Annotated in this window: 15 protein-coding genes; 8 read left to right on the top strand and 7 right to left on the bottom strand. The window is 69.9% G+C overall.

Annotated features, from left to right (window positions below):
• Positions 1 to 66: 66 nt before the first annotated feature.
• The gene (locus ACXIZN_RS42890; protein WP_126732825.1) at positions 67 to 1,248 is read right to left on the bottom strand and encodes an acetyl-CoA C-acetyltransferase; all 1,182 of its coding nucleotides are present in this window, start codon (positions 1,246 to 1,248) and stop codon (positions 67 to 69) included.
• 131 nt (positions 1,249 to 1,379) lie between these two features.
• Between ACXIZN_RS42890 and mce the strand changes: the two genes are divergently transcribed.
• Positions 1,380 to 1,829, top strand: coding sequence for a methylmalonyl-CoA epimerase (gene mce, locus ACXIZN_RS42885; protein ID WP_005166692.1), 450 nt, complete (start codon positions 1,380 to 1,382; stop codon positions 1,827 to 1,829).
• Here the strand turns inward: mce and ACXIZN_RS42880 are convergent.
• Together ACXIZN_RS42880 and ACXIZN_RS42875 are read right to left on the bottom strand one after the other, a co-directional pair.
• Entirely contained in the window at positions 1,823 to 2,386 is a 564-nt protein-coding gene (locus ACXIZN_RS42880; protein ID WP_457960421.1) for a TetR/AcrR family transcriptional regulator, read from the bottom strand. The genes mce and ACXIZN_RS42880 overlap by 7 nt on opposite strands.
• A gap of 16 nt (positions 2,387 to 2,402) precedes the next feature.
• Positions 2,403 to 2,771 (bottom strand): SPW repeat protein, encoded by a 369-nt coding sequence (locus ACXIZN_RS42875; protein WP_219149107.1) that lies wholly within the window; start codon positions 2,769 to 2,771, stop codon positions 2,403 to 2,405.
• 247 nt (positions 2,772 to 3,018) lie between these two features.
• On the opposite strand from ACXIZN_RS42875, the gene ccrA reads away from it, so the two are divergent.
• From ccrA to ACXIZN_RS42855, 4 genes are all read left to right on the top strand, one after another.
• A complete protein-coding gene (gene ccrA / locus ACXIZN_RS42870; protein ID WP_457960420.1) occupies positions 3,019 to 4,359 on the top strand; it encodes a crotonyl-CoA carboxylase/reductase in 1,341 nt (446 codons plus the stop codon).
• A gap of 104 nt (positions 4,360 to 4,463) precedes the next feature.
• On the top strand, positions 4,464 to 5,573 hold the full coding sequence (locus ACXIZN_RS42865; protein WP_457960740.1) for a chromosome segregation protein: 1,110 nt from the start codon (positions 4,464 to 4,466) through the stop codon (positions 5,571 to 5,573).
• 105 nt (positions 5,574 to 5,678) lie between these two features.
• Positions 5,679 to 6,128 carry a universal stress protein gene (locus ACXIZN_RS42860; RefSeq protein WP_007031721.1) on the top strand — a complete coding sequence of 150 codons (450 nt, stop codon included), beginning with the start codon at positions 5,679 to 5,681 and terminating at the stop codon, positions 6,126 to 6,128.
• Positions 6,128 to 7,273: an adenylate/guanylate cyclase domain-containing protein gene (locus tag ACXIZN_RS42855; protein WP_457960419.1), complete on the top strand. Its 1,146-nt coding sequence runs from the start codon at positions 6,128 to 6,130 to the stop codon at positions 7,271 to 7,273. Before ACXIZN_RS42860 ends, ACXIZN_RS42855 begins: the two co-directional genes overlap by 1 nt.
• Positions 7,274 to 7,525: 252 nt before the next feature.
• Here the strand turns inward: ACXIZN_RS42855 and ACXIZN_RS42850 are convergent, their stop codons facing one another.
• The 3 genes from ACXIZN_RS42850 to ACXIZN_RS42840 are packed head-to-tail and all read right to left on the bottom strand — an operon-like array spanning position 7,526 to position 10,501.
• A complete protein-coding gene (locus tag ACXIZN_RS42850; RefSeq protein WP_457960418.1) occupies positions 7,526 to 8,758 on the bottom strand; it encodes an aldehyde dehydrogenase family protein in 1,233 nt (410 codons plus the stop codon).
• Positions 8,759 to 8,810: 52 nt separating this feature from the next.
• Complete coding sequence (locus ACXIZN_RS42845) at positions 8,811 to 9,524, bottom strand: M50 family metallopeptidase (protein ID WP_457960416.1); 714 nt, start codon at positions 9,522 to 9,524, stop codon at positions 8,811 to 8,813.
• A 35-nt stretch (positions 9,525 to 9,559) separates the two neighbouring features.
• A complete protein-coding gene (locus ACXIZN_RS42840; protein WP_457960415.1) occupies positions 9,560 to 10,501 on the bottom strand; it encodes a DNA-3-methyladenine glycosylase family protein in 942 nt (313 codons plus the stop codon).
• Positions 10,502 to 10,642: 141 nt separating this feature from the next.
• Between ACXIZN_RS42840 and ACXIZN_RS42835 the strand changes: the two genes are divergently transcribed.
• From ACXIZN_RS42835 to ACXIZN_RS42825, 3 genes are all read left to right on the top strand, one after another.
• On the top strand, positions 10,643 to 11,413 hold the full coding sequence (locus ACXIZN_RS42835) for a class I SAM-dependent methyltransferase (RefSeq protein WP_457960414.1): 771 nt from the start codon (positions 10,643 to 10,645) through the stop codon (positions 11,411 to 11,413).
• Positions 11,410 to 12,738, top strand: coding sequence for a M20 family metallopeptidase (locus ACXIZN_RS42830; RefSeq protein WP_457960413.1), 1,329 nt, complete (start codon positions 11,410 to 11,412; stop codon positions 12,736 to 12,738). Before ACXIZN_RS42835 ends, ACXIZN_RS42830 begins: the two co-directional genes overlap by 4 nt.
• Positions 12,739 to 12,803: 65 nt before the next feature.
• Positions 12,804 to 13,745 (top strand): S1C family serine protease, encoded by a 942-nt coding sequence (locus ACXIZN_RS42825; protein ID WP_457960412.1) that lies wholly within the window; start codon positions 12,804 to 12,806, stop codon positions 13,743 to 13,745.
• 85 nt (positions 13,746 to 13,830) lie between these two features.
• Here the strand turns inward: ACXIZN_RS42825 and ACXIZN_RS42820 are convergent, their stop codons facing one another.
• Positions 13,831 to 14,208: a DUF3224 domain-containing protein gene (locus tag ACXIZN_RS42820; RefSeq protein ID WP_257484711.1), complete on the bottom strand. Its 378-nt coding sequence runs from the start codon at positions 14,206 to 14,208 to the stop codon at positions 13,831 to 13,833.
• Positions 14,209 to 14,250 lie beyond the last annotated feature (42 nt).

Genomic DNA, 14,250 nt, shown 5'->3' with positions numbered 1-14,250 from the left:
CGCGGGGGACGCCGTCCCGCGCGCGACCGACCAGTTCGTCGATGTCCAGCTGTACCGGCAAGGGCTTTACGGAACGCGGATCAGCAGCGCGTCGCCCTGGCCGCCACCACCGCAGAGGGCGGCCGCGCCGAGGCCGCCGCCGCGACGGCGGAGTTCGTGGACCAGGTGCACGGCGAGCCGCGCGCCGGACGCGCCGATCGGGTGGCCGAGCGCGATGGCGCCACCGTCGACGTTGACCTTCTCCGGGTCGAGCCCGAGCTTGTCGGCGGAAACCAGGCCGACGGCGGCGAACGCCTCGTTGATCTCGACGAGGTCGAGCGCGTCCGCGGTCAGGTTCGCCTTGGCCAGCGCGGCCAGGATCGCGTTCGACGGCTGCTCGTGCAGGCTGGCGTCCGGCCCGGCGACCACGCCGTGCGCGCCGATCTCGGCGAGCGGGGTCAGGCCCAGTTCCTCGGCCTTGGCCTTGCTCGCGACGATCACCGCGGCCGCGCCGTCGGAGATCTGCGAAGCCGAGCCGGCGGTGATGGTGCCGTCGGAGGCGAAGGCGGGACGCAGCTTCGCGAGGCCTTCGGCGGTGGTGTCGGCGCGGACGCCTTCGTCCTGCGAGAAGACGACCGGGTCGCCCTTGCGCTGCGGGATCGACACCGGCGCGATCTCGGCGTCGAAGCGGCCCTCGGCGATGGCGGCGGCGGCACGCTGGTGCGACCGCGCGGAGAACTCGTCCTGCTGCTCACGGGTGATCCCGTAGCGGCTGTTGTACTTCTCCGTCGACGAGCCCATGGCGACCTGGTCGAAGGCGCAGAACAGACCGTCGTAGGCCATGTGGTCGACGAGCGTGGTGTCGCCGTACTTGAAGCCCGCGCGGGACTTCGGCAGCAGGTGCGGCGACTGGGTCATCGATTCCTGGCCGCCCGCCACGATCAGGTCGAACTCACCCGCGCGGATGAGCTGGTCGGCCAGCGCGATGGCGTCGAGACCGGAGAGGCAGACCTTGTTGATGGTCAGCGCCGGGACGCTCATCGGGATACCGGCGGCGACCGCGGCCTGCCGGGCCGGGATCTGGCCCGCGCCGGCGGTGAGCACCTGTCCCATGATCGTGTACTGGACCGCGTCCGGCGAGACACCGGCCTGTTCCAGCGCCGCCTTGATGGCGAATCCGCCGAGTTGCGCGCCCGAGAAGTCCTTCAGGGAACCGAGCAATCGCCCGATCGGTGTACGGGCGGCACCCAGGATCACGGAACCGGACACGGCGTCCTCCAAGCATCGGCGCAAGGGCAAAGGGGGTCTTCGCGACCATACCCGGGTCGCGGGTCTCTTGATGGAGCCAGTGTGAGGCGGCGCACGCCGGTCCGCCGGTCCGCGCACCTATCCTGCTCTGCATGAACCAGGCGCTGAAACCGTTCGTGACCGCCATCGACCACGTCGGCATCGCGGTACCCGACCTCGACGCCGCGATCGCCTTCCACGCCGAGCATTTCGGCCTGGAGGTCGCGCACGAGGAGGTCAACGAGGAGCAGGGCGTCCGCGAGGCGATGCTGCGCGCGCCGGGCACCGCGGGGACCGAGACCGCGATCCAGCTCCTCGCGCCGCTGCGTGACGACTCCGCGATCGGCAAGTTCCTCGCGAAGAGCGGCCCCGGGCTGCAGCAGCTGGCGTACCGAGTGTCCGATGTGGACGCGGCCGCCGCGGCGCTGCGCGCGCAGGGACTGCGGCTGCTCTACGACGAGGCGAAGCGCGGTACGTCCGACAGCCGGGTGAACTTCGTGCACCCCAAGGACGCCGGCGGCGTGCTCGTCGAACTGGTGGAGCCCGCGAAGGACGGTCACTGACCCCGCGTCAACGCTGAAGCGATGAAGAGGACCTCGCGGTCGATCTCGGCGGGGTCCCCGTCCTCGCTGTGCCGTGCCGTCGCGTGACGGTGGCTGACCGCCCGCGCGAGTAGTCCCGACGCCGAATCGACGTCGGCGAGCGCGACCTTGCCGCCCGTCGCGGCGACGATCACGGCCTTCACCTGCCGGACCAGTTGCTGGAAGCGTTCGGCCAGCGCGTCGCGGACCGCGCGGTGCGTGTCGGCTTCGCGCCACAACAGGTGCGACAGTGCCAAGGACCGGTTGAACCGCCTGTCGAGTTCGACGACGAGGCCGCGAAGACTGCCCGCGAGATCGCCGGGGACGACCACGACGGCCGGTTCGATCCGGGCGTCGGGCAGTTCGGCGACCAGCGCGGCCAGCAGATCCGACTTACGCCGGAAGTAGTAGTGCACCAGGCCTTTCGGCACGCCCGCCCGCTCCGCGATCCGCGAAGTGGGCGTGGCGTCGAAACCGGATTCGGCGAAGAGCGCCTCCGCGGCTCGCAGGATGCGCTGTTTCGCCGAATCCTCTTTCACGCTGTTTCCTCCCGGGTCAGTGCTGTCCCGCCGTCCGGTGCGTCGCCTGGGCGATCGGCATCGCCGCCGCCCCGGCCACCACGGTCAGGACGCCACCGATCCAAGCGGTCCAGGACGCGCCCATGAAGCCGGCGTATCCCATCACCCAGGGCGAAATGAACAACAGCGCGCCCAGGACGATCTGAATGCCTTCGCCGTAGACCATGCCAGGCATCGCGAGCGACGCGAGACCGTCGAGGGCGATCAGCGCGCCGAGGATGACGAGCGTCCACATGGCTGTGTTGTCCGTGGTCATCCAGAGGGGTGAAAGCGCGACCACGACACCGATGACCACCTCCGCCCAGTCATGGGGACGGGTCCAAGGGCGCGTCGTGGGTTCGTTCATGCGTGCTCACCTCCGAGAATCGGCTGAACCTGCAGGTCGGAGAGATCTCCACCGCCCATGGTGCGCTTGGTTGGCCGGCCGGTCAAGACCGGTCGATAACGCTTCGGGATGTGTACGTGCTCCACGTCTCGTACAGTTGTGGACCTGGTTACCCATGAGTAATTTGGGCGAACCACTCTTTGCCGGTGAGCCCACATCGGCGCAGTGGCGCCACACGCCGTCTACCACCCCATTCGCGGAGGTTCCGATGTCGCAGCTCGGCGAGATCCAGCAGGCCATTCTGAACGATGACCTCGGCGCCGTGGCGTCGCTCGACGTGCCGGAGTCCTATCGCGGGGTGACCGTGCACAAGGACGAGGCCGGCATGTTCGAAGGCCTCGAAAGCCGGGACAAGGACCCGCGCAAGTCGCTGCACGTCGACGAGGTCCCGACGCCGGAACTCGGCCCCGGTGAGGCGCTGGTCGCGGTCATGGCGAGCGCGATCAACTACAACACCGTGTGGACCTCGATCTTCGAGCCGGTCTCGACGTTCAAGTTCCTGGAGCGCTATGGGCGCCTTTCGCCGCTGTCGAAGCGCCACGACCTGCCCTATCACGTCGTCGGCTCGGACCTGTCCGGCGTCGTGCTGCGCACCGGGCCCGGCGTGCACAACTGGAAGCCGGGCGACGAGGTCGTCGCGCACTGCCTCAACGTCGAACTCGAGGGCCCGGACGGGCACAACGACACGATGCTCGACACCGAGCAGCGGATCTGGGGTTTCGAGACGAACTTCGGCGGGCTCGCGGAGATCGCGCTGGTGAAGGCGAACCAGCTGATGCCGAAGCCGGGACACCTCACCTGGGAGGAGGCCGCCTCCCCCGGCCTGGTGAACTCGACGGCCTACCGCCAGCTCGTCTCGCGCAACGGCGCCGACATGAAGCAGGGCGACGTCGTGCTGATCTGGGGTGCTTCGGGCGGCCTCGGCTCCTACGCGACGCAGTACGCGCTCAACGGCGGCGCGATCCCGGTGTGCGTGGTCTCCAGCCCCGAGAAGGCGGAGATCTGCCGGAAGCTGGGCGCGGAGCTGATCATCGACCGCAACGCCGAGGGCTACAAGTTCTGGAAGGACGAGCACAACCAGGACCCGAAGGAGTGGCAGCGGTTCGGCAAGAAGATCCGCGAGCTGACCGGCGGTGAGGACCCGGACATCGTCTTCGAGCACCCGGGCCGCGAAACCTTCGGCGCGTCCGTCTACGCCGCGCGCAAGGGCGGCACGATCGTCACGTGCGCGTCGACTTCCGGCTACATGCACCAGTTCGACAACCGCTACCTCTGGATGAACCTGAAGCGGATCATCGGCAGCCACTTCGCCAACTACCGCGAATCGTGGGAAGCGAACCGGCTGATCGCGAAAGGTCTGATCCACCCGACGCTGTCGAAGACCTACGCGCTCGAGGAAACCGGGCAGGCCGCGCTGGACGTCCACCGCAACGCACATCAGGGCAAGGTCGGCGTGCTCGCCCTTGCGCCGGAAGAAGGTCTGGGTGTCCGGAACCACGAGCTGCGCGAAAAGCACATCGACGGGATCAACGCCTTCCGGAACGTTTAGCGCGCCGGAACGTGCTTTCGCCGCGCGTTGCGTGGGTGCTCACCCTTCCGTGACTCCAGCTCGACTACGGTAGAAGAATGAGCCTTGGCGAGGAACGGGAGCTAGTGCCGCTGGGAGCCGGCTTCGACGTGGCGAAGCGCGGTTACAGCCGTGCGCAGGTCGACGAACATCTCGAACGGCTGGACGCCGATCTGAAGATGCTCACCGCCGATCGCGATGCCGCCATCGGGCAGGCGGGCGACCTGGCACGACAGCTGGAGATCGCGCGCGGTGAGATCGCAGACCTGCGCGGGCAGGTCGACCGGCTCGCCCAGCCGCCGACCAGCGTCGAAGGCCTTTCCGAGCGCCTGCAGCGCATGTTGCGGCTCGCGCAGGACGAGGCCGCCGACACCAAGGCGCGCGCGGAGGCCGAAGCCGGGCACATCCGCGCGAAGGCGGAGACCGACGCGAGCGCCATGCGGGCCCGCTACGAGCAGCTGCTCAACGAGCTCGACCTCCGTCGCAAGGAGATGGAGGCCGAGCACCGCGGCGTGCTGGAGAAGGCCCGCGCCGAGGCGAAGGACATCATCGACAAGGCGAAGGCCGAGCGCGACAAGCTCGACGCCGAATCGCAGCAGCGCCGCACGCAGGTCGAAGAGGACTTCGAGATCGCGATGGCGTCGCGGCGCACCGAGGCCATGCACGCGCTGGCCGAGCAGGAGGCCGCGAGCAAGGCCGAGGCCGCGCGCCGCGTCCGCGAGGCCACCGAGGACGCCGCCGCCATCCGCGCGAAGGTGCTCGAAGAGGAGACGGCGGCCAAGGCCGACATCGAACGCCGTCAGCGCGAGTCCGTCGCCGACGCCAACAAGCGCAAGCAGGACTCGATCACCGAGGCCAACGCCCGGCTCGCGGAGGCGGCCGACGAGGCGCGCCGCCGCGTCCGCCAGGCCACCGAAGAGTCCAACCGGCGGATCACGCAGGCCACCGAACGGGTCGAAGCGCTCCGCAAGGTGCGCTCCAGCCTGGCCGAGCAGGTCCGCACCGCGCGGAACGCGCTCGCCGAGGCGACCCACGTGCTCGGAGACGAACCGCATGTCCCGGCGGACCTGAAGGCGAAGCCGTCACCCGACTCGGAAGCCACCGTGCAGCTCCGGACGGCCGATGTGCCGAAGGCCACATCCGGTGCGAAGCCTTCACCGCGACCTGCGGCAGCGCAGAAACCGACTGGCGAGTAACCTTTTCACCCGACCGTGCTCACGGCGGCCTGCGAGGCCACCGAAGAGCGGTTATCGTCGCTGCTCGCGCGCAGGTGCGGGCCGTCAGATCGGTGGAGGTTGCGGATGGCTGCATATCGGACCGTGGTCGTGGGCACGGACGGATCGGATTCCTCGTTCGCCGCGGTCGACCGGGCGGCGGGTGTCGCCGGGGACTCCGGAGCGACCCTGGTCATCGTGTGCGCCTACTACCCCGCCAACAAGGGCGACGTGGAGAAGGCGCAGGACGTCCTCGGTGACGAGGCGTACCAGGTCGTCGGCTCGGCGCCGGCCGAGGACACCCTCCTGTCCGCCCGCGACCGGGCGGCGAAGGCAGGCGCGAAGACCATCGAGACCGCCGCGGTCGTGGGCGATCCGGTCGACTCGCTGCGCAAGGTCGTCGCGGAGCGCTCCGCGGACCTCCTGGTGGTCGGCAACCGCGGGCTGAACACGCTCGCGGGCCGCATCCTGGGCTCCGTGCCGTCCGAGGTCGCGCGGAAGTCCGGGGTGGACGTGCTCATCGTCCACACCACCTGATGCCCGAACCCGGCGAGATCTCGCCCGACGCGCTGCAACAGCGCCTCGAACGGATCCTGCTCGGCGGAAGGCGCAAGTACACCCGGCTCGAAGTCGCCGAGAAGGCAGGCGTTCCCGAGGAACGCTCTCGGCGGCTTTGGCGTGCGCTGGGCTTCGCGACGGTCGACGACGACGAGGTCGTCTTCACCGACGCCGACATCGAAGCGATCCGCACGGCCGATCAGCTGATGAACTCGGGGCTGATCGACCCGAGTATCGAACTGGCCGTGACGCGCGCGCTGGGCCAGCACCTTTCGCGTCTCGCGGAATGGCAGGTCCACATGCTGTGGACGATGATCACCGAGAACAAGGAGATCGGCACCAGCGAACGCCAGATCGGGCGGCTCGTCGAGCGGCTGCTGCCCGAGCTGGAGAAGGTGCAGGAGTTCGTCTGGCGCCGCCACCTGGCCGCCTACGCCGGCCGGGCGCTGGCCATGCCGGAGGAAGACCTCGAAGCGAGGACCGAAGTGGTCGGCTTCGTCGACATGGTCGGCTACACCCGGCTGACCAGGCAGGTCGACGAAGAAGAGCTGACCGACATCCTCGACCGGTTCGAATCCGTCGCCACCGAGGTGGTCGCGGATCACCACGGGCGGATCGTGAAGATGATCGGCGACGAGGTCCTGTTCGTCGCCGATTCCGCCGTCGACGGGGCCGAGATCGCCCTCGCCCTGTCCGAACGCGCCGATGCCGACGAGACCCTGCCTTCCGTGCGCGCCGGGCTGGCTTCGGGCCGGATCCTCAGCCGGTTCGGCGACGTCTACGGCTCGGTCGTGAACCTCGCCGCCCGCCTCACCTCGACCGCGCGGCCGGGCACCATCCTGGTCGACAAGGAACTCGCGGCCGAGCTATCGGGCTTCCCGCAGTACGAGGTCCGCTCGCGGCGGCCCGTTTCGGTGCGGGGCTACAACCGGCTGCGGCCTTCGTCCCTGCGCCGGGCACGGGACCGGCCTTCGGGCATGTTCGCGTCTTCGCAGCAGCTCGCCGCGGAGATGCTGGGACTGGCCGACGCCACTCCTCCCCCCGCGCCCGCTCCTGAGGAAGTCGAGGACGCCACCGCGGACTCGTTGCCACCCCGGCCTCGATCGAAGCGGCGGCGGCGCTGATCCCCCGCCGGGGAGAGCAAGGGACCTTTGCTACCACTTCCGCGAGCGAGCCCGGTCGTGAGTGGCGTTTCGTGTTCTAACCCGAATCGCCACTCACGNCTCGTTGCCACCCCGGCCTCGATCGAAGCGGCGGCGGCGCTGATCCCCCGCCGGGGAGAGCAAGGGACCTTTGCTACCACTTCCGCGAGCGAGCCCGGTCGTGAGTGGCGTTTCGTGTTCTAACCCGAATCGCCACTCACGACCAACGTGAGGTCAGGCGGGCAGCACGGCGTACTGCCGCACGTAGAGATCGGTGTAGGTGACCGGACCGCGCGGGCCGGGGACCTTGTCCAGGTTGATGCCGGTCTCGGGGACGGCGAGGAGCTTGAAACCGTCGAGCAGCCGGGTCGGGGCGTTCCAGAAGACACCGGTGCCGGTGTACGCGTCGAAGAACGCGTCGGCCGCTTCGCTGCTTTCGGTCGCGATGCCGGCGGCCAGGCCCGAGGTCCGTTCGTTGGCGATCTCCGCCGCTTCGGGCAGGCCGGAGACCTTGGCGACGGTGACGGTCGCTTCGCGGTCGGAGTCGAGCGCCCATTCGTAGCCGATGGCGTGCTCGTGCGGCGCGAGCGACGGGGTGACGCCCCGCTCGGCCAGCGCGCCGGAGATGCCGGGCCAGACGCGGTCGTGCGCGCTCTCGTGGATCAGCAGCAGGTTCAGCCGGTTGCAGACGCCGAGCCGGTCGAGGCTGTTGAAGACCAGGTCTCGCACCTTGTCGGTGTCGGCCGCTTCGTCTACGTACAGCACGCCGCCGCCATCGGCGTGCGCCAGCGTGCGGACACCGTGGACGGCCGCCTCGGTGGCCAGCGCCCGGGTGCTGTCACCGCTGCCGCGCAGGATGACCAGCGGCACGAGCGCGGGGAACCGGACCAGCGCGGAAGCCGCTTCGCGTTCGGAGCGCGGCACCAGCTGGATGACGTCCGGGTCGATACCCGCCTCGGAGAGCGCGGGCGCGATGACGGTCTCGCGCAGGCGCTGCGCCGAGCCGAGCGCGGCGGAACCCGTGCGAAGCACGCCACCGTTGCGCGACTTCACCAGCTGCGAGGCGACGTCCACCGTGACGTTCGGGCGCGCCTCGTAGTTCGCGCCGATCACGCCGACCGGGCGGCGGCGTTCCACCAGCCGCAGGCCTCCGTCCAAAGTGGACACGTCGACGGACCGCTCCTGATGCGGCGCGCCCGCAAGGAGACGGAGCTGTTCGGCCATCCCGGTCAGCCGCTCGGGCGTGATGGTGAGCCTGTCGAGCAGGCCCGCGCTCATGCCGTCCTCGCGCGCCTTGGCGATGTCGGCCTGGTTCGCTTCGAGCACGACGTCGGCGTGCTCGACCAGCTTGTCCGCCATGGCGTTCAGCGCGGCGTCGATCGCCTCCGCGGTCGCGGCGGCCAGTGACGGCGCGGCCCGTTTCGCCGATCGAGCGCATTCCTCGACGGCCTTGGCGACCTCATCCATCTGCTGACTCCTTCCGCGCGGAACGAGCCATCAGTCTGCCGTACCGCCCCGGTCAGGCGACGGTCGGCTCCAGCAGCCACAACCCGCCCGCGAAGAGACAGCTCGCCGTCAGCACGGCCATCACCAGCACCCACAGCACCGCGGGCATCCCGGTGAGCCTGCCGAGCTGATCGGCGTCGGAATCCCGGGCCGCTCCCCGGCGCCGCTTGATCTGCAGCTCGACCACCGGCCGCACACCACCGAACAGCAGGAACCAGGTCAGCAGGTAGACGAAGATCGCCTGGAACCACGAGGGCGCCACCAGCGCGACCAGCCCGAGCACCACCGAGCTGGCGACCACGGTGAACACGCCGTAGGTGTTGCGCACCATCACCAGCACGCCCAGCAGCATCAGCGCCATCGTGATCAGCACGACGGTGATCAGGTCCGACGAGAGCAGCCCCGCGAACACCAGCCCGAGCACCGCGGCCGCCGGGTACCCGGCCAGCGCGGTGAACGCCATCCCCGGGCCCTCCGGTTTGCCACGGGAGACCGTGACGCCGGAGGTGTCCGAGTGCAGCTTGATGCCTTGCAGCCGACGCCCGACCAGCACCGCCGCCAGCGCGTGACCCGCCTCGTGGACGAGCGTGATCAGGTTGCGGGCGATCCGCCAAGGCCTGCCCGAGAGCACCACGAGCAGCGCGAGACCGCCGGTGACCAGGGTGATCGTGCCGGGAGGGGTGGACTGGGCGATGTCGGAAACCGTTTCGGCGGGAGACGAGCTCACCTCATCAGCTCACCACAAGCCGGATATGTCCCGTGTCAGGCGGTCATCGAACCTCCGATCCCGCGCGTGCGAAACTCCCCGTCGTTGCGCAGGGCGAAAGCCACCCAACTGCGGAAGGGCCGCCACACCGCCGACAGCTCCTCCAGCTCCTCGGGTGGCGCCAGCGGGAGGTCGTACGCGGCCCGCATGGCCTCCTGCAACCGGGGCTCGCCACTGGGGAAGACGTCCGGGTGCCCGGCGCCCCGGATCAGGATCAGCTGAGCCGAGAACGGGCCGATCCCCGGCAAGCGCTGCAACCAGCGCAACGCGTCCGGCACCGGCATCGCGCGCAGGTACGCGGCGTCGAGCAGGCCGTCCTTGGCGGCGTTGGCCACCGCGCGCAACCGCTCGGCCTTCACCTCCGGCAGAGCGCGCCCTGTCTCCGGCCCGGCCAGGACGTCCGGCGCGGGGAACGACCTGAGGACCCTCCCTCCGACGTCCACCGGCCTGCCGAACTCCTCGGCGAGGCGTCGTTTCACCGTGGCCGCCTGGGACATCCCCGCCCGGTGGCTCAGGATCGCCCAGCAGGCCGCTTCATAGGGCGAATGGAACAGCACCGGCCTCAGGCCGGGGTGCGCCTGCTGGAGGCGGCGCACCACGGGATCCGCCGTGCCGACCTTGGCGAAGCCGACGCCGTCGACGTCCACCGACAGGATCCGCCGGACCTGGGCGCCCACTTCGACGGCGAGGCCTTCTTCGGCGAAGACCTCCACCTCGATCGAACCGGGCGATCTCTGTCTGACGGCCGCACCGACGTGCTCCCAGCCCGCCTCGGCGGGGAAGGCGAAGCGCAGGGTGCCGGGTTCGGCGGCGGCGTCCGCGCGGCACGCGGGCGGGAAATCGGTCAGGAAGCGGATGGACTTGTCGAGGTCGAACGGGCCGCGCACCGGGATGCGGAGCGTGGTCGAGGCGGTGTGCTGCAGGATCGAGCCGGTCATTTCGGGCTCCTTCGGCTGGGGAACGGCGACTCCCTCCGACGTTAGAGACGGCCACCGACAGTTTCGGGTCGCGGCGGCGGGAATGTCGCGAACGGGCCGGTCATGGCAGATTCTCCGGTGAGGACCGTGAAGGGAGCAGCCATGCCGGACCGTCGCGAACGTCTCGAAAGCCTCCTGCGGCCGGGCACCAAGCCCGCCCCCGACCGCAAAGATTTCCTTGACTTGCTGGGAAAAACCCCGCAAGCGGGGCCGCCGACCGGACTCGCTCAGCGGCTGATGCGCACCTCCGCCGTGCCGATGATCTACGAGCGGTACTGGCGTCCGGCATTGGGCAGGGTCGCGAAAGGACTGAACGGCCCGAGCATGGCGGGCGAGGTCCGGATCGCGCTCGAAGCGCTCGGCCTGCGGCCCGGACAGGTCGCGCTGGACGTCGCCTGCGGCACCGGCAGGTTCACCCGTGCCTTCGGCGAAGCGGTCGGGCCGGACGGGCTGTCCATCGGGCTCGACGGTTCGGTTTCCATGCTGGAGAAGGCCCTCGCCGCACCCAATCCCCCTTCGGTGACCTATCTGCGCGCCGACGCCGTCGACCTGCCGCTCGACGATTCCACTGTGGACGCCGTCTGCTGTTTCGCCGCGCTGCACATGTTCGCCGATCCGGACGCGGCACTGGATTCGTTCGCCAGGGTGCTGAAACCCGGCGGCTCGCTGGTGGTGCTGACCAGCGCCCGGCACAGCGATCAGCCGATGCGGCTGGCGGACACCGTCCTCGGCAGGCTGAGCGGGCAGCGGATGTTCGACCGCGGCGAGATCGCGGCGAAGCTGTTCCGGCGCGGCTTCGACCACGTCGGCGAGCGGTACTCCGGTGTCACGCAGATCGTCACCGGCGAGCTAGGCGTTAACATCCGGAAATGATCCGCTCTGAGCACGCTTCGCCGATCCCGCCCGACGACAGCTACCTCCGCTCGCTGGTCGACGCGACCGCGGACGCCGTCGCCGCGGCCGAACCCCTCGGTTCGCCCCATGACGGCGCGGACGCCGCCACGCGAGACGCCGTCAGCACCGAGATCCGCGCGCTGCGGGCGGAATTGGTGGGGCTGAGCCAGGACCTGCACGCTCATCCGGAAGAGGGTTTCGCCGAGCACCGCTCGGTCCGGGCGCTCGGTGACCTGCTCGAGCGGCACGGCCACGAGGTGACGATCGGCGCGGGCGGGCTCGACACCGCCTTGGTCGCGACCACCCCCGGCAGCGGCCCGCATATCGCGGTCCTGTCCGAATACGACGCGCTTCCCGGGCTCGGCCACGGCTGCGGGCACAACGTCATCTGCACCGCGGGCGCGGGCGGGTTCCTCGGCGCGGCGGCGGTCGCCGAACGCCTCGGTGGCCGGGTCTCACTGATCGGCACACCGGCGGAGGAAGGCGGTGGCGGCAAGGAGACCATGGCCCGCGCCGGCGTTTTCGACGACGTCGACGCGGTGGTCATGCTGCATCCGTTCAGCCACGACATCGCCATGCACCCGTTCCTCGGCAGGCGGCAGCTGGAAATGGTGTTCCACGGGGTCGGCGCGCACGCCTCGGCTCAGCCGTTCATGGGACGCAACGCGCTCGACGCCGCCGTCGCCGCGTACCAGGGAGTCGCGGCGCTCCGGCAGCATCTGCCCTCCAGCGACCGCGTCCACGGGGTCTTCACCGACGGCGGCGCGCGGCCGAACGTCGTCCCCGAACGCGCGGCCCTGCTGTTCTACCTCCGCTCCGCGCAGCCGGACACGCTGCGCGACCTCGCCGAGCGGGTTGCGGCGATCGCGCGTGGTGCGGCGGAAATGACCGGCTGCGGAGTCGAGCTGAAATGGGACGCCCAGCCCGCGTATCTCCCGATCCGGTTCAACACCACCCTCGCCGGGCGCTGGTCCGTGCACCAGGTCGACGCCGGCCGCAAACCGCTGCCGCCGGGGATCGTGCCCGAATTCCTCACCGGTTCGACGGATCTCGGCAACCTCTCCTACCGGATGCCCGCGATCCACCCGATGATCGCCATCGCCGGACCGACGACCGCCTTGCACACCAAGGAGTTCGCGGCCGCGGCCGGTTCGCCGGACGGCGATCGCGCGGTCGTCGACGGCGCGCTGGGGCTGGCGCTGACCGCCGTCGACTACCTGGCCGACGCGAAACTCCGCGCCGCGGTGCACGAGGAGTTCGAGGCGTCGGGCGGGGCCTTGGACGTCCCGGCTTTCTTCGACTGAGATTCTCAGGAAAGCCCTGGGGTTCTCCACAGGCGGCTCACAAGTACGGGCGCGAATCTGGTGCCATGACCGAGAACGAGAGTCGGCCAGGCCCCGCCTCCACCGGTGGGCACCAGCCGCCGCACCAGCAGCAGTACCCCGGTTACACCCCTTGGCAGGCCGCGCCGAATCCGCTCGTCACCCCGCCACCACGCAAGAAGGGCGGCCGGGTCGCCGTCCTCGTCAGCGCGACGGCGCTCGCCGCCGCGCTCGTCGGTGGTGTCGGCGGAGCGGCGATCTCAGGGCTCGGCTCCACGTCGTCGGCGTCGGGCACGGGTTCGTCCGCGGTCGCCAACGGGCAACTGGTCGGGAACAACACTTCGGGTGACGTCAGCGGGGTCGCCGCGAAGGTGACGCCGAGTGTCGTCCAGGTGAACGTGACCACCGCGCAGGGTGAGGCGGTCGGCTCCGGCGTCATCCTGACGGCGGACGGGCGCATCCTCACCAACGCCCACGTGGTCGCCGACGCCGAGAGCGACGTGACCATCACGTTGTCGGACGGCAAGCAGTACAAGGCCAGCGTGGTCGGCGCCGACACGAAGGCCGACATCGCCGTGCTCCAGGCGAAGGACGCGAGCGGCCTGACGCCGGCTTCGCTCGGCGACTCCAGCAAGCTCGCCGTCGGCCAGCAGGTCGTCGCGATCGGCTCGCCCGGCGGGCTGCAGAACACCGTGACCACCGGGATCGTGAGCGCGTTGAACCGCAAGCTCGACGAGCTCAGCAGCGGCCAGGAGCGCCGCTCGCCTTACAGCAGGACCACGAACGAAGCCGGGCCGAGCTACACCGCGATCCAGACCGACGCCCCGATCAACCAGGGCAACTCGGGCGGGGCGCTGGTGGACGCGCAGGGGAACGTCATCGGCATCAACTCCGCGCTGTACAACCCGGCCTCGACCGGCAGCATCGGCATCGGTTTCGCGATCCCCATCAACGACGCGAAGAAGATCGTCGAGCAGATCGTCGGCTGATCCGGCCGTCTGGACCGCTGTCAGGGGGCGGCCCAGCAGGCACTGTCCGTGAAGGCCTCCTTCGCCAGGAGGCCTTCACGGACTTTCAGAGTTCGTAGGTGAGCGTGAAGGTGTGGTTGCCTTCGTCGTCCTTGACGATCTCCGCCGTTCCGGTGATACCCGCCAGTTCACCGTGCCCGGAGCCCGGCAAGACGATCAGGTGATGCCCGTTCTCCCCCGCCGAGTGATGCAGGACGAAGCCACCCTTGCGCCCGTCGACGGTGACGGCCAGCCGCTCGAAGGCGACGTACGCCGACGACGTCTCGTTCACCGCCGTCAGCATCTCCACGGCGCTGGTCCCCTCGACGTCGCCGGTGAACGTCTTGGTCAGCAGCACCCGGGAGAACTCGGTGCCTTCGGCCTTCTCGGTGGCTTGGGGATCCCAGCCGTCCACGGTGAACGACGCTGTCGCGGTGTTGGTCATGCCGCCGAGCCTGCCGGACATACCTGACAGATCGCGTCAGGT

The sequence above is a fragment of the Amycolatopsis sp. TRM77291 genome, assembly GCF_054166285.1.
Note: the sequence above shows the minus strand (reverse complement) of the source record. Positions and strands in the feature narration are given on the sequence as shown.